This window comes from Salinispora fenicalii (genome assembly GCF_000514815.1).
GTDB classification, from domain to species: domain Bacteria; phylum Actinomycetota; class Actinomycetes; order Mycobacteriales; family Micromonosporaceae; genus Micromonospora; species Micromonospora fenicalii.
In genome coordinates, this window is the sequence record NZ_AZWQ01000026.1 from 93,909 (window position 1) to 109,320 (window position 15,412).

Consider the following 15,412-nt stretch of genomic DNA (forward strand, 5'->3'; position numbering starts at 1 on the left):
ACGCCGATCGCCAGCGTCAGGCTGGCCGTCAGGCCAGAGCGACGCACTCTCTTCTTGAGAAGATCAAATCTCCTGCCGGCCGGTTGGTGCGACAACCTCCATCAGGAGAAGTAGTTCTCAAGTTTGCCGTCGCGAACGGTGTCCAGGGTGAAGCAGTGGAGGCCGCCGCCGAACAGTCGCCGATGGCGATGACGTACTGGCACGACATCGAAGCCGTGCTGTTCCAGTGCACGGCTCAGCTCCGGGCAGGAGTCGTTGACCATGATGGTGCGCTCGTCAATCGACAATACGTTCAGGTCGATGAACGGGCTGGTGAGGATAACGTCATCGTCGTCGTACTGAGGGAAGTTCTGTGCTTTCGGCTCCGGCGCCTCGATGACATCCCACTTCTGGAGGGCTTTGGGCAAGTAATCGAGGAACCGTCGGGAGCGGATTAACAACGTGCCCGGTCGCAGGGGGAGTACCATGCTGTCGATATGGCTGTCGGTTAGTCGGTCGATCCGGTGGATGGTGTAGCGGCCCTCCAGGTGGCGCTCCAACCACTCGCACGCGAGGAGATGATTCGCCGTCGCGATGTTGACCAGGATATCTCGACCGAATCGTAGGCACTGTGCAGCGTCGAAAAGCATCTCGATGCCCACGTCATAGGGGGAGTCGTTGATGGTGGTCACCGTCTCCATCGTGACGAGTTGTTCGGCCTGGGTGAGGTCGAAGGAGCGGTCGGTCATCCATGGCCGGGGCATGACCGTCCACCGGGCGCCGTGCGTGAAGTACTCCATGAAAACGGGCTTCAGGAACTGTGTCTCGAAGTAGCGCGAGCGCATCATTGGTGGCGTTTCGATGATCTCGTCACCCAGGATCAACGTGTTGTCCCGGACGTTCAGGGGCGGCAGCGCGGTGGCGGACCACGCGGGTGTGGCGAAGTGAGCCGCGCCCTCGTGGAGGTTCATCGGTCGGTGAACGCGTACGCCTAGGGATTCGAGTGTTCCAGCTATCCCTTCCACGTCTTCGTGTAGCTCGTCGACATAGCGCTGCTTGATATCCAGGGTTTTCGAGGTTAATGATCCCGGCGTCGGCTGGCCGTGCGTCATGAACCGTGGATAGTAGATGGGGTGCATTTTTGAGTTGTCGTGGATGAGGTTGTCGTAAAAAAATAGGTCGAAGGAGAGGTCGCGGGCCTGTCGTCGGTAGCCCGAGGCTGAACCCACGACGATTTCGCGCAACGGCGACCATTCATCGAAACTGTGCAGCTTCATGTGGCCCCCAGGACACGTACGTGCGGCCGCCCACCCGCAATCGCGAGGAGCCTGACGTTGCTGTTACCTGCAGTGGCACCTTGGATCTAGGTCCATCACTCATACAACCAGTGATCGATACTTCCAGCAATGATGATCTTGGTTGACGACGCGACGGGGGTGGGTCGGCAGGCCCGGACGGGTCGACTGTGATCAGCCGTGATCGCCTCCTTAACGTACCGCTCCGATCTTATGTGGACGAATGGCGCGACAGGACGCAGATGGGGGTGGCGGTGCTGATGATCTCTCGCGGCGTGATCTCCGGGGTCGGTTGTTGCTGACGCTGGGTACTAGCAAGATCACTCCTTGCTATCGATGGTGCCGATTGATAGCGTGTCGATCAGCAAATCGGAGATCTCTTCATGTGTTGACGCATGGTTCGTAACGGTGCCCCGGTCTGCCTCCTGTCGCAGCTCAACAGTCGGTTGATCCGGCTGAGCGGTGCCGTGTCCGAGAATCCCGCCGACGTGATGGGGCGGTCATGACAACGTTGATTATCGGCAATAGCCGAACCTGGGAGATGGTCGGCGATCTGGCGGCACTGACCTCCGACCAACTGCGCGACGGTGGCTGTGCCGCGCAGCGCCTGCTCTGGTTCGCCCGGGACGGCGACGTACTGGTGTTGCCGTTCGCTCCGCCAGCGGACTACCTGAGCTACATCACTCACCTGACCGGCACCCGCGCCTCGTCACTGACCACTGTGATCCCTCCACCGGGCAGTCTTGGCTCGGACATCCTCACCCCAGACCGGCTCGCCGATCCGAGCTTCCTGAACGATCTACGCGGTGCTCTCGGCAACCGACCTCCGGTCAAGATCTTGGCCGTCTACAAGGATTTCTCCATCACCAGGATCGCCCGGACACTCGGCGCCGAGACGGCCCTCCCCGGCTATCCGTTCAGCGCCCAGGCCGGTGACGCGCTGGTGAACAGCAAGGCCGGGTTTCGGGCCCTGGCTGCCGGAGCCGGGGTTCCGATCGCCCCGGGCACCGTGGTCACCCGGCCGGAACAGGCGCTGGAGGCGATAGCTGACCTCTTCGATCAGGGACACAGCGCGGTCGTGAAGATGGAGTTCAACGGAGGGGGGCTCGGCAACGAGGTTCTCAGCCGTACTGACGGCGTCGTGCCGACCGGCGCGGCCCAGGCGGTGGTGTTGCCGGACCGTCCCGCGCTGCTGTCATACGTACAGCGGCGGTGGGAACGGCTCACCGCAGGCCACGCACACCGGCTGGTGGTGGAGCAGTTCTTCCCCAGGTCCACCACCAGCTACGCGGAGTTCATCGTTACCGACGAGGCAGCGCAGCTGATCGGGGTGGGTGATCTGCTGATGGAGCCGAGGGCGATTGGCGGGGTGCTGCCGGCGCAGACGATCGACGCGGAGACCAGAACGGAGCTGCTTGACGGTGCTCACCAGCTGGTCGAGTCCCTACGTGTACTCGGTTACCGGGGCGTGGTCTGTGCCGACGCTATCGTCACTCCGGACAAGCAGGTGCTCTTCACTGAGACCAACTGTCGCCTAACCGGCTCAACCCACCTACACCTGGCCCTCTACGGTCGGCTGGTTGATCCCGAGTACCGAGAAAAGCGGATCTTCCTGGAACACTTCGGTTGGGCCGTACCGTCGTTCACCGAGGCTGTCGAGCGGCTTGCGATGGCCGGCTTGGCTTACGACCCCACCAGCCGTACCGGAGTCGTGATCACCTCCAACAACGTGGATGCGGACGGTACCGTCGCCTGTTGCGCCATCGCGGAGGAACTGCAGGCCGCGGAGGAGCTGCACCGCCGGCGGGGGGAGCTCTTTGTGGACCAGTCGGCATGACCTGCTCCGCATCGTCGGGACGCAACCGTAGCGGTGGCCGGGGACCGGTACTCGTCGGTTCGTGTCGCATCGGTCGCCGGTGGCCGCGATGACCCGGCCCATGCGTGCGGTGGTTCTGCGCCGACCCGGTGGTCCGAAAGCACTACGTGTCGAGTGGATACCCGAGCCATCGCCGGGGGTGGGGGAGAGCCTTATCGACGTGACGTTGACCGGAGTCAACTTCGATGATCTGGAGCGCTGTGCCGGTGCTCAACCCGAGCTACCGCTGCCGGCAGTGCTCGGCGTGGAGGCAGCCGGGCGTCGACGGGCCGATGGACGGCGGGTGGTCGCGCTACTACGCCAAGGCGGTGGGTACGCCGAAGTGGTGGCGGCCCGGGAGGCACACACCGTGGAGATTCCGGCGGGCATCGATGACCCGCAGGCGCTCGGCCTGTTCGAGCAGGGCAGCACCGCGTACGGGGCGTTGTTGTTGGCCGGTCGGCTGCGGGCCGGGGAGAGCGTCGCGGTCTCCGCCGCGGCTGGCGGGGTTGGACACCTCGCGGTGCAGCTCGCGGTGGCGCTTGGCGCCTCGCCGGTGATTGGCCTGGCGTCGACTCCGGCGAAGCGACAGTTCGTCACCGGGCTCGGCGCAGATGTGGTGCTGGACCCGGCAGACCCAGAGCTGGCCGACCGGGTGCGGGAGGCGGCCGGCGGAACTGGCGTGGATCTGTTCGTCGACTCAGTGGGCGGTGCGGTGGCGCGGGCCGCGCTGGTCGGCCTGGCGCCGTTCGGGCGGCTGGTCTGCCTCGGCTGGCGGCCCGGCAACTCGAGCGATCCCGGAATCGGCGGAGCTGGTGACGTGCCCGTCGGTCCGGAGGACCCGGCTGGTGTCGTCGCGGTGACCACCGCGCAGCTGGCCCAGCGTTCCATCGGTTGTGCCGGCTTCTGGATGCGGCACGTGGTGGACGACCGGGAGCTGTTGTGCGGAATCGTCGGTCGGCTCTTCGAACTGGCGACCCAAGGCCAGCTCACGGTCCACATCGACCGGACGGTCGCGCTGCACGAGGTCGGCGCCGCCCACGCGGCGGTCGCCGCCCGTGCCACTTCGGGCAAGGTTCTCATCGACGTACGCCGGGAGGTGTGATGTACGCCCGGTACTGCCGTTCCATGCTGTGCACGCCGGCGACCGCGGTCGGCAGGTACGCAACCTGCCACCGTTCGGGAGCCGACATTTGCCTGGTCGACCTGGAAGACTCGGTGTCGCCGCAGGACAAGGCCGAGGCCCGGGACCGGGGGAGCGCGTTCTTCAGTGCGGAGAGCGCGTCCGGTCGCCGTTGCGCCGTTCGGATGAACACGCTTACCGAACCGGAAGGCATGCGGGATCTGCTCGCTTTGCGCGAGTATCCGATCCGGCCCTCCATCGTGTTGGTGCCCAAGGTCGAATCGCCACGCGACATCGAGATAGTGGCGCGACTACTCCGGCCGGTCCGTCCGGACCTCGAGCTGTGCGCGGTCATCGAGACACCACGAGGGGTGGAGGCCGCCGCGGCGATCGCGGCGACGTCACCCCACCTGCGCGCGCTGATTTTCGGGTCGGCGGACTACGCGTCCGCTCTCGGTGCCCAACTGCGCTGGGAGCCGCTGGCACAGGCCCGGACCCGGGTGGTGAACGCCGCCAGGGCGGCCGAGGTGGAGGCGATCGACTCGCCGACCTTCCACGTGCAGGACCTGACCGCGTTACGGCGGGAGGCAGTTCTGGCCCGGGACCTCGGGTTCAGCGGCAAGATCGCCCTGCATCCGCGCCAAGTGGCGGTCATCAATCAGGTCTTCTCACCCGACGCGGCATCCCTGGAGGCGGCCCGGCGAGTGGTGGCCGCTGGCCAGCGCAGCGGCCAGGGCATTACCACCGTTGACGGGGTGATGGTCGGCCGCCCCTTCTTCGAGGCGTCCCAGCGGCTGCTCGACGAGTTCGACTCATCCGGTTGACCCATGGCCGGGACAACAGCGGTCAGTCTCACTGGCAGGGAGAGAAAATGACGAGCACAGCGGAACACCAGAGCTTCGTCGGTCCGCACCGGTACCGTCACGCGGAGAAGATGATCCGGACCGCCGACCCGGTCTGGCAGGCAGCAGCCGATCATGGTCTGACCGGGATCAGTGTCGACACGCCCTCGGGCGATTCGAACAACCGGCTCGTTGACCGGGCGACCGGCCATGAGTTCGTCAACATGTGCTCCTGCGCCTACCTCGGCCTCAACCACCATCCGGCAGTGATTGAGGGGGCGGTGTCGGCGCTACGCGAGGCCGGCACCACCTGGCTGGTTACCTCCACGACCCGCATCCGGCACCAACTGCTGGCCCGGTTGGAGGAGGAACTGGGAGAACTGTTCGGCGCCCAGATCCTCCCCGGCACCACTTGTAGCGCGCTTACCGCCGGCATCTTGCCCCTGGTGGCCTCCGGGCACCTTGCCCCGGGCGGCCCCAGAGTGATGGTCTTCGACCGGCACTGCCACTTCTGCATGTCGTACGTGAAGCCCATCTGCGCAGAGGAGAGTATGGTCCTCACCTGCGACCACAACGACCTGAACTACCTGGAGGACATCTGCCGGCGGTATCCCAGCGTGGCCTACGTCGCCGACGGCGCGTACTCGATGGGCGGCGCCGCTGCCCTGGACGGTCTGCTGGAACTCCAGGACCGGTACGGTCTGTTTCTCTTCATCGACGACTCACACTCGTTGTCACTGGTTGGCGAGCGAGGTGAGGGCTTCGTACGATCCCGACTGGCCATGAACCCGCTCACCGTCATCGTCACCAGCCTGGGCAAGGGCTTCGGTACCGGCGGTGGTGTAGCCATGCTCGGCGATCCGGCGATGTCCCGCTTCCTGGCCCGGCACGCCGGGCCGGTGGGATGGTCGCAGAACATGGCCCTGCCGCTGGTCGGGGCCTCATTGGCGAGCGCCGCCATTCACCGTTCACCGGAACTGGGCCAGTTGCAGCGCCGACTGAACGAGAACGTGGCGTACTTCGACGAGCTGCTACCCACCTCCTTTGCGGGTAACGGACTGCCGGTACGTCGAATCACCGTGGGCGACACCGACCGGGCGGTCCGACTCTCCGCGGAGTTGTACCGGCGGGGCTTCTACAGCTCGGCGGTGTTCTTTCCCATCGTGCCGCAGGGCCAGGCCGGGCTGCGGATCATGATCCGCGCCGACATTGACCAGTCGGTCCTGGCCACCTTCGCCGACCACGTACGGGAGCTTACTGATGCGGCCTGAGCAGGCCGGGAAGCCGACCGGATCCGGTCCGGTCGGCTTCCGGAGGGTAGGCGAGAACCGATACCGCGAACAGGTCGGCTTCTACTACGACGAGATCGTCGTCGGCACGGTGATCGAGCATCGGCCCGGCCGCACCGTGACCGAGATGGACAACGTACTGATGAGCATGTTGAGCATGAACGCGTCACCGCTGCACATCGACGGCGCCTACGCCGAGGCGGGCCGGTGGGGCCAGCCCCTCGTCTCCAGTCTGGTGACCCTGAGCATCGTCGGCGGGATGACCGCCCGCAGCACCAGTGGCCGGGCCATCGCGAACCTTGGCTGGGAACGGATCCACCTTCCCCAGCCGGTCTTCGTGGGCGACACGCTATATGCCGAGAGCGAAGTGACCGCGAAACGGCTCTCCGCCAGCCGGCCGGGAGAGGGCATCGTGAGCTGCCGCACCATCGGCCACAAAGCCACCGGCGAGGTGGTCCTCACCTTCGAGCGGAGCTTCCTGGTGCCGACCGCGCAATCCAGCATCGACGACACGACAGGCTACTGACCCTCCACCCACCCCGCGCGGTCAGGCCGCAGTGCTCCACAGTGCTTGAAAGGCGACGGCCTCGCCGGTCAGCCAGCGCTCGATCTCCGCGGGTTTCGCGGTCGCTGGCGTGCGGTGCGTCCGGCCGCGCCGGACATCGACCAGGACGGGTTCGGCGTGCGGCAGGATCGCCTCCATCTGTCGGCCCATCAGGTGCAGCACGGCCAGGGTTGCCTCGTCGCTCGGCGGGGCCTCGTCGAAGTGCAGGCGAATGGCCTCGGCCCGCCCGTCGGCGTATCGGATTCCGAAGTGTGGGTTGATCTTCACAGGTAGGTCGCCCAGCAGGGCGAGTGCGTCGCGGGTCTGGGCCAGGTCGACCGACCGGGGTGCGCCGAGGGAAAGCAGCCAGGCCATCGCCCCCGGCACCAGCGCCTGGTAGAGCGGACGCCACCGGGGCTTGACGGCGGCGACCACCCGGTCGAGGTGGGTGCCGCTGGTGTGGAAGGCGATGTCGGCCTTGAGGGCCTTGACGAACTGGCCATGTGGATTGAAGCCGGAGCGGCTGGCCCGCTGCCGGCGCAGGCCGCCAACGAAGGTGGCCTTGGCCGGGCCGGTGCGGTCGACGTAACGGGTGAAGCCAAGGAGCGTGGTGTAGGGGGCGAGGGGAGTGACGGGGGTGGGCGCAGTCACGGGCATCCTCCCAGCTCAGCAGCGAGATTAGTACATACATTCTAATCGACTGAGCTGATCTCGCCTAGGACAAATCACCCACGCACGTTGTCCGGTCCGCCGCACGTTGGCGCCGTCCGTGGACCTTCCTCAGCGCCCCCACCGCGTCCGGCAGTCGGCGCGACTGTGTCGCAGCGGGTGCGCGGTCGGCAGTCGGGCGCTGGCCAGCGTTGCCGTTGTTTCGGCCGACTACTACGGCCAGGCCGACATGGACGGTCCTCAGGCCTCGTGTGTTGGTCGGCGTCGGTGGGTGGCAAGGGTCAGGGCCGCGCCGGTGAGGGTGAGTAGGAATCCGGCGGCGAGGATGGTGGGCAGACTGGTGCCGGTTACGGGGATGGTGGGCTTTGGGACGGTGACCGTCGTGGGGCTAGATGTTGAGGCTGGGCAGTTGCTGTCGCCGTTGTAGCGCGCCTGGATGTGGTGTGTGCCGGGTGCCAGACGTGTGATCGTGAGGGTTGCGGTGGTGGTGGGGTTGCCGGACAGGGGTTCCGTGTCCAGGGTTGTCGTGTCGTCGTGGAAGGTCACGGTCCCGGTGGGAGTGCTGCCGGTGCAGGTCACGGTAGCGGTGAGTGTGACGGGTTGATCCGGTTTCGGGCTCGGTGGGGACGCCTGCAGGGTCGTGGTTGATGTCGATGGGGCGATAGCCAGACTGTGGCGGTTGCCGGCGGCGGCGGCGGTGATCGTGGTGCCGGCTGGCAGGTCCACCGCGACGGGGGTCCTTCTGCGGGTAGCGGTGGTCCCGTCGCCTACCTGGCCGAGGGCGTTGTAGCCCCAGGCCAGCATGGTGCCGGTGGAGGTCACCGCCAGAGTGTGGAAGGCGCCGGCGGCCACGGTGGTGATCGTGGTGCCGGTTGGCAGGTTCACCGCGACGGGGGTGTTGCTGTCCGTGGTGCTGCCATCGCCCAGCTGGCCGAAGTTGTTGTGCCCCCAGGCCAGCAGGGTGTCGGCGGAGGTCACCGCCAGAGTGTGGCGGGCACCGCCGGAGACGGTGGTGATCGTGGTGCCGGCCGGCAGGTCCACCGCGACGGGGGTGCTTTTGTCCGTGGTGGTGCCATCACCCAACTGGCCGAAGATGTTGTAGCCCCAGGCCAGCAGGGTGTCGGCGGAGGTCAGCGCCAGACTGTGGTAGGCGCCGGCGGCCACGGTGGTGATCGTGGTGCCGGCTGGCAGGTCCACCGCAACAGGGGTGCTGCTGTCCGTGAGGGTCCCATCTCCTAACTGGCCGGCACTGTTGTCGCCCCAGGCCAGGACGGTGCCGGTGGAGGTCAACGCCAGACTGTGACGGTCACCGGCGGCCACGGCGGTGATCGTGGTGCCGGTTGGCAGGTTCACCGCGACGGGGGTGCTTCTGCGGGTGGTGGTGCCATCTCCCAGCTGGCCGATGAAATTTTCGCCCCAGGCCAGCATGGTGCCGGTGGAGGTCAACGCCAGACTGTGACGGTCACCGGCGGCCACGGCGGTGATCGTGGTGCCGGTTGGCAGGTTCACCGCGACGGGGGTGCTTCTGCGGGTGGTGGTGCCATCTCCCAGCTGGCCGATGAAATTTTCGCCCCAGGCCAGCATGGTGCCGGTGGAGGTCAACGCCAGACTGTGACGGTCACCGGCGGCCACGGCGGTGATCGTGGTGCCGGCTGGCAGGTCCACCGCAACAGGGGTGCTGCTGTCCGTGGTGGTCCCATCTCCCAGCTGGCCGGCACTGTTGTCGCCCCAGGCCAGGACGGTGCCGGCGGAGGTCAACGCCAGACCGTAGGCGGTGCCGGCGGCGATAGCGGTGATCGTGGTATCGGCTGGCAGGTCCACCGCAACGGGGGTGCTGCTGTCCGTGGTGGTCCCATCACCCAACTCGCCGTCACTGTTGTTTCCCCAGGCCAGGCCGGTACCAGGAGGGCCCGCTGCCGCCGACGGCACGCTCTGCGCGAGCACGCGCGTCGCACCGACCGAGGCTATGCCCAGCACGATCGCCACCATCAACGGCACCGCGAACAGCCCCCGCAGACGCGCCGGCCGTACCCAGCTCTTTCTCACGTCCGCGACCGTGCCGGTCCAGAAACCCGCCACCTACCCCTACCCCTCTGTCTCCCCCGCCACCGGTCTGTGTCCGACCACGGTCTGTACAACGACTCCAGCCGGCCGCAGGCTGCGTCGGTAGGTTGGCGCGGTAGGGGCCGACCAGGGCGGTTCACTCCTGGACGCGCGCGCAGCGGCGCGAGGGTGCTGCGGATTTGGGTCCCTGCAGGTTGGGTATGGGTGGGTGTGGTACCTGATTAGGCGATCATCACTGATATCCATATGATGCCCGTGTGGGGTGTGGTCGGGGGCACGGTGGTGGCGGAATCCCGGCCGGCGTCGGGGCGTTACACCATGCGTACGACCGAGGAAGCGACCCGCCCGTGGGGTGGGTGAGGCCCGGAATGACGCGGGCCCGCCGGTCGTTACACATGGACCCGGCACCGTGCGTGTCCCCCGGACCGCGGTAGCCGAGGATCTTCTTTCCCTGTTTCTGTTGAGCGCCGGACGGTGCTTGCACCCCTGCCGCCTGATCCCCCCTTTCGGGCGCGTATGGGGTGTCGACCCCCGAATGGAGCATTCTCATGAACACGATTCTGCGTCGTAGTGTGCTGGCCCTGGCTGCGTCCGCGTCTCTAGGCGGAGCGTTCGCGGTGGGTGCCACGCCCGCAACCGCTGCTAGCAACCCGCATCCGGACAAGGTGGCCGAGGCTTCGTCGTGGCTGCAGGAGGAGCTGCTGAAGTTGCAGCCCGGCACGGCCGACGGCGGTATCTACACCGACAAGCCCGGCTATCACAACACCCGCGCGGCCAACGGCCCCACCGACTACTCCGTCCTTGACGACAACGACCAGGGCGGACCCTCGGACAAGGCCGCTGCCTACGACTGGACCTTCTCGGAGGCCACCAACATCGCGGAGTACTCCAGCCGCCTGCTCGCCTCCGGCCAGGATCCCGATGATCCTCGACTGGACGGCTGGCGTGAGTTCTTCGGGCAGGCCGACAGCGACAACGAGGTGGAAGGCTGGGACTTCCGCACGGACGAAGCCGCCACTTCCGACCCATCGCACCTGTGGCACATCCACCTGAGCGAGGACCGGGACAAGGTCACCAGCTTCGAGAACAAAGAGGCACTGCTCAGCGTTCTTCGAGGCGAGACCGTAGACCAGTGGCGGCTCAACAAGTGAGCCGACCGGGTCGCTGACCACGCCGCCGGGCTGGTCACCGAGTACGGGACCAGCTGAACCACCAAGATCACACCCCACCAGGGGAGAGCACGCTGTTGGCCGGCACCGGATTCGGGTGCCGGCCAACAGCCGTATCTCGGGGCGGACCGGATCACGTGCTCGTCCCACCCTGATCGAGGGTCCCCTTCGGCGTCGCCGTCCAACTGAACGAAACGCCCCAGCCGGGATCGCCTGATGGGACGTGGCGATGGCTACCGCTCTGTGCTCCCGAAGGCACTGGACAGGTACGTGCGGGCGTCGGCGATTGCATCCGCGATGATCTTTGCTGCGGCGCGGGCCTCATCTGGCTCATGGTTTGCCTGCACCTGAAGCCGAAACCGGGACGAGCCCGTCGGAGTCACCGGGAACTCCACCATGAACGCGAGCACCCCGCGGTCGAACAGCAGGCGGTTGGCGATCCGCGCCAGCTTCTCGTTTCCGATCAGGAGCGGCACGATCGGCGACGGCTCACCCATACAGGTCAACCCGTACCCGATCAGCTCCTCGCGAAGCGCGGTGACGGCGGTGTGCAGCCGGGAACGGAGGAGATCTCCCTCCGTGGAGCGGATGATCTTCGAGGCTTCCAGGACCACGGCGGTCTGCACGGGGGAGAGCGCGTTGGAGAACATGTGCGACCCGCCGAACATCTTGAGGTACTGCTTGAGCGCGGGAGAGGCCGAGGCGACGAAGCCGCCGTTGGAGCAGAACGTCTTGGAGAAGGCGCCCATCACGATGTCGATGTCACCGAGCACGTCCTGCATCCCGAGCACGCCGGTACCACCCGGGCCCATCGAACCCAGGTCGTGCGCCACATCCACGAGCAGGGTCGCGTCATGCTCCCGGCACACCCGCTGCAGGGTCACCAGATCCGGCCAGTCAGCATCCACCGAGAAGAGGCCGTCCGTGACAACGAGGATGCCGTTGCGGCTGTCTCGCCGACGGATGTCGACCAGGTGGCGACGGACCGCCTCCACGTTGAGATGTTCGTAGCGCACGACGTTGCGGGTGGTCGCCCGGGCCCCCTGCTGGAGGCAGGAGTGCGCCAGCCGGTCGATCAGAACATGATCCTCTTGGCGGACCAGGCCCGCCATTGCGCCGAAGCCGGCGGCCCACCCGGTCGGGAAGAGCGTCACCTGCTCGGCGCGTACCAACTCGCCGAGCGACGCCTCCAGTTCGTCGGAGATCCGGGTGTTCCCGAGCACCATTGGTGACCCGGCACTGTGCGGACCGTAGTTACGCATGGCCTTAGCCGCCGCCTCCCGGATCGCCGGGTGCGTGTTGAACGACAGATAGTCCTGCGAGTTGAAGTTGATCCCGCGGGTACGCCGGCCGATGTCGTTGGTGATCTGGGCGACGCTGTTCGGTGCGGCCTCCAGCGTTCTGGAGTACTGCCACGTCTCGGTCCGCCGCCGCGCCTCGACCCACCCATAAAATTCCTCGGTACGGGTCATCAGGTTACGGCCGGCCGGCCGGTAGAAGTCGTAGGCGTTCTTGTCGAGCGCGTACTCCTCGTCGGCGTCAACCTGCAGGTCGGCGGGTTCCCACATCTGGGTCAGGTCGGCGACCACCTCGTCGAGGGTGCTCTCGTCCAACGAGCCGAACTCGTCCCACGGGATGTGGGTGGCCCAGTTCCGGGTCATCTCGGAGACCTCGGCCGCGGCTACCGCCATGGCCTCCAGATCGCGCCGGGCGGCGGCCGCGAGGATGGTCTCGATCAGTTCGTCGTCGTCGCGTTGGTCAAGCTCAGGCAGGGACACAGTCGATCTCCTGGCGGGGTACGGGTCAGGCGAACAGGTTCTGCTGGTACATCCGAGCGGTCGCGGGGAAGTCCTCGAACACCGGGTAGCCGGCCGAGGTCTCCTTCGCGGCATCGTTGAGGAGGAGGAGGTTCGACGCCTGGAAGAACTCCGAAACCGGCGCGACGTCGGCGTGGGTGGCGACGAACCGGTCGATCTCCTGCTGGTTTCCGCGCAACGCCACGAACAACTGCAGTTCGTCGTGGCGGTACGGTCGCATCTCCGCGAGCGTGCAGACGTAGTCGTAGTAGGCGGCGGCGTTCTGGCTGCGGCGGCGGCCCTCATAGCTGGCCATTGCCTCGTGGAGCGACACGTCCCCGGAGAGCCACTGGCCGAGCGCGGCGGCCACCAGCTCCGCACCCCGGAAGGCATGGGTCATCCCGATCGCGGTGCACTGGTCCTTGGCCGACTCGGCATCCCCGACAAGCACCCAGCCCGGTCCGGCCAGCGGCCGGAGGAACGCGGACTGGTCCAACGTGCCGTAGATGCGCTCCGCCCGTACGCCCTGCGTCCGGACCACCTCGCCCAGCTCCGGGCTGACAAAATCCAGCGCCCGCTGGAGGTTGCCGGGCACATCACGACGGAACTCGCGGGACCACTCGCTCGGACCCCAGACCAGGACCATGTTCTGGTCGTGGTTGGTGGGTGCCACGGCGCAGGCCAGCCGACCGCGCCGGTGTAGCTGCGCCGGGCCGAGGTCAAAGCCGGAATAGTAGCTCCAGTAGGCGAAGGTGCATCGGGGCCGCTCGTCGAACTTCGGCAGGCCGAGGGAGCGGGCGACGAACGAGTTGCGACCGTCGGCGCCGATCACGATCCGGGCGCGCTCTTCGACCAACTGCCCGTCGCAGTCGCGTCCCCGTACCCCGACGACCTGGTCACCCTCGGTGATGAGTTCTCGTACCGTGAAGTTCGTCCGCACCTCGGCACCGGCCTTGCTCGCCGCCTCGACCAGTAGCTGGTCGAGCACGTGCCGACGGATCGAGGCGTACGAGCGCACCACGCCCGAGTCGTCGCCATGCCAGTCGCGGAAGTAGGCGCGCAGAAGTTCGTCCGGCACCGAGCCGGTGAGCGGAATTCCGTCGTTGACGAACGTGACCTCGGTGTGTGCCGGGGTGACCGCCAGCACCTGGTCCAGCAGGCCCCACCGGTTCAGGTAGGACGTCCCGTGCGGCCAGAGGAAGTGGGTCGAGATGACGTCGCTGGGAAAGCTTGATCGGTCTACGACCAGTACCCGATATCCCTGTCGGGCCAGAAGCATGCCGGTGGACGCGCCCGCGCAGCGGCCCCCGATGACAATCGCGTCGTACCTGGGCATGCGGATTCCCTTCCGAGGAGTGGATAGCTCAGCGATCTCGGCGGATCCAGTGTGCTCACTACAACCGCGTCTGTCTAACTAGGTCGGTACCACCAGCGCAACGGCACTGACCAGACAGGGGCCACCGGCGCCGCCGGACGCAGCACCGTCGGCAAAGCGATGACGCAGAGTTGCCGACCGGTGGCGTCAGCTGGATATCGCCGTGAGGGCGTTTCTCCGCATATACCGGTACTAATTGGTGCAAAATCGGGCCTGTTCTATTGGCGGTATTTGCCGGCATGGAGGTAGGAGCAATGGGGAGACTCTGCCGCTGGGCAGGCGGTGGCGCGGGCCGGGCCATCACCGGTTGGCTTCTTCTGGTGCTGGCGGTGATGGTCACGCAGGCGGTCGCAGTGTGGCCAGCGGCTGCGCAGGACACGCCATCACTGTCCGTCGCGTCGGACACCGTCCTTGCCTGGGGTCAGAACGACCAGGGTGAGTTGGGCGACGGGACCATGACCGACCGCACCGCGCCGGTGGCCGTCAACCTGCCTGCGGGAACCACCATCACGGCCATCTCCGCCGTCGGTGACTTCAGTCTGGCGTTGACGTCCACCGGCGGCGTCCTTGCCTGGGGCTCCAATTTGAGTGGTCAGCTGGGCGACGGGACCACCACCGACCGCAGCACGCCGGTGGCCGTCAACCTGCCTGCGGACGCCGAGGTCACTGCCATCGCCGCCGGCGACGATCACTGTCTGGCGTTGACGTCCACCGGCGCAGTCCTTGCCTGGGGCCGGAACGACCAGGGTGAGTTGGGCGACGGGACCATGACCAACCGCACCACGCCGGTCGACGTAAACCTGCCTGTGGGCATCGAGGTCACTGCCATCGCCGCCGGCAACCATCACAGCCTGGCGATCACCTCCACCGGCACCGTCCTCGCGTGGGGCTCCAATTTCGGGGGCCAACTGGGCGACGGGACCATCATCGACCGCAACACACCCGTCGAGGTCAACCTGCCCGTAGGCGTCACCATCACGGCCATCGCTGCTCACGGCGACCACAGTTTGGCGTTGACGTCCACCGGCGCGGTCCTTGCCTGGGGCGACAATTCGAGTGGTCAGCTGGGCGACGGGACCACCACCGACCGCACCACGCCCGTGGCCGTCAACCTGCCTGTGGGCACCGAGGTCACTGCCATCGCCGGCGGCAGCGATCACAGTTTGGCGTTGACGTCCACCGGCGCAGTCCTTGCCTGGGGCGAGAACGACCAGGGTGAGTTGGGCGACGGGACCATGATCGACCGCACCACGTCGGTGGCCGTCAGCCTGCCCGCAGGCGTCACCATCACGGCCATCACCGGCGGCAACCATCACAGCCTGGCGATCACCTCCACCGGCACCGTCCTCGCCTGGGGCAGAAACGTGGCCGGCCAATTGGGCGACGGGACCACCACCGACAGCAGCACACCC

At 66.8% G+C, this 15,412-nt stretch carries 12 protein-coding genes; 7 read left to right on the forward strand and 5 right to left on the reverse strand.

Annotation, left to right across the window (positions count from 1 at the left end):
- Positions 1-101 precede the first annotated feature (101 nt).
- A complete protein-coding gene (locus B116_RS0114840; protein ID WP_018723559.1) occupies positions 102-1,256 on the reverse strand; it encodes an inosamine-phosphate amidinotransferase in 1,155 nt (384 codons plus the stop codon).
- 520 nt (positions 1,257-1,776) lie between these two features.
- On the opposite strand from B116_RS0114840, the gene B116_RS0114850 reads away from it, so the two are divergent.
- From B116_RS0114850 to B116_RS0114870, 5 genes are all read left to right on the forward strand, one after another.
- Positions 1,777-3,111 carry a preATP grasp domain-containing protein gene (locus B116_RS0114850; RefSeq protein ID WP_027660533.1) on the forward strand — a complete coding sequence of 445 codons (1,335 nt, stop codon included), beginning with the start codon at positions 1,777-1,779 and terminating at the stop codon, positions 3,109-3,111.
- Between the two features lie 100 nt (positions 3,112-3,211).
- On the forward strand, positions 3,212-4,234 hold the full coding sequence (locus B116_RS0114855) for a quinone oxidoreductase family protein (RefSeq protein WP_027660534.1): 1,023 nt from the start codon (positions 3,212-3,214) through the stop codon (positions 4,232-4,234).
- Positions 4,234-5,076 carry an HpcH/HpaI aldolase/citrate lyase family protein gene (locus B116_RS0114860; protein WP_027660535.1) on the forward strand — a complete coding sequence of 281 codons (843 nt, stop codon included), beginning with the start codon at positions 4,234-4,236 and terminating at the stop codon, positions 5,074-5,076. Before B116_RS0114855 ends, B116_RS0114860 begins: the two co-directional genes overlap by 1 nt.
- A 47-nt stretch (positions 5,077-5,123) precedes the next feature.
- Positions 5,124-6,365 carry an 8-amino-7-oxononanoate synthase family protein gene (locus tag B116_RS0114865; RefSeq protein WP_018723564.1) on the forward strand — a complete coding sequence of 414 codons (1,242 nt, stop codon included), beginning with the start codon at positions 5,124-5,126 and terminating at the stop codon, positions 6,363-6,365.
- A complete protein-coding gene (locus tag B116_RS0114870) occupies positions 6,355-6,909 on the forward strand; it encodes a MaoC family dehydratase (RefSeq protein ID WP_018723565.1) in 555 nt (184 codons plus the stop codon). The genes B116_RS0114865 and B116_RS0114870 overlap by 11 nt, the downstream gene beginning before the upstream one ends.
- Positions 6,910-6,930: 21 nt before the next feature.
- Here B116_RS0114870 and B116_RS0114875 read toward each other — a convergent pair whose 3' ends face one another.
- Together B116_RS0114875 and B116_RS0114880 are read right to left on the reverse strand one after the other, a co-directional pair.
- Entirely contained in the window at positions 6,931-7,578 is a 648-nt protein-coding gene (locus B116_RS0114875) for a hypothetical protein (protein ID WP_027660536.1), read from the reverse strand.
- Positions 7,579-7,836: 258 nt separating this feature from the next.
- Positions 7,837-9,675: an RCC1 domain-containing protein gene (locus tag B116_RS0114880; protein ID WP_033667640.1), complete on the reverse strand. Its 1,839-nt coding sequence runs from the start codon at positions 9,673-9,675 to the stop codon at positions 7,837-7,839.
- Positions 9,676-10,208: 533 nt separating this feature from the next.
- On the opposite strand from B116_RS0114880, the gene B116_RS0114885 reads away from it, so the two are divergent.
- Positions 10,209-10,811 carry a hypothetical protein gene (locus B116_RS0114885; protein ID WP_018723568.1) on the forward strand — a complete coding sequence of 201 codons (603 nt, stop codon included), beginning with the start codon at positions 10,209-10,211 and terminating at the stop codon, positions 10,809-10,811.
- Positions 10,812-11,062: 251 nt separating this feature from the next.
- On the opposite strand, the gene B116_RS0114890 is transcribed toward B116_RS0114885, so the two are convergent.
- Positions 11,063-12,607, reverse strand: a complete 1,545-nt coding sequence (locus B116_RS0114890; RefSeq protein ID WP_027660538.1) for an aminotransferase class I/II-fold pyridoxal phosphate-dependent enzyme — start codon at positions 12,605-12,607, stop codon at positions 11,063-11,065.
- Positions 12,608-12,632: 25 nt separating this feature from the next.
- Positions 12,633-13,961, reverse strand: coding sequence for an NAD(P)/FAD-dependent oxidoreductase (locus B116_RS0114895; RefSeq protein ID WP_027660539.1), 1,329 nt, complete (start codon positions 13,959-13,961; stop codon positions 12,633-12,635).
- A gap of 293 nt (positions 13,962-14,254) precedes the next feature.
- Between B116_RS0114895 and B116_RS0114900 the strand changes: the two genes are divergently transcribed.
- The coding region (locus B116_RS0114900; protein WP_033667641.1) for an RCC1 domain-containing protein at positions 14,255-15,412 on the forward strand (1,158 nt) is incomplete at its 3' end.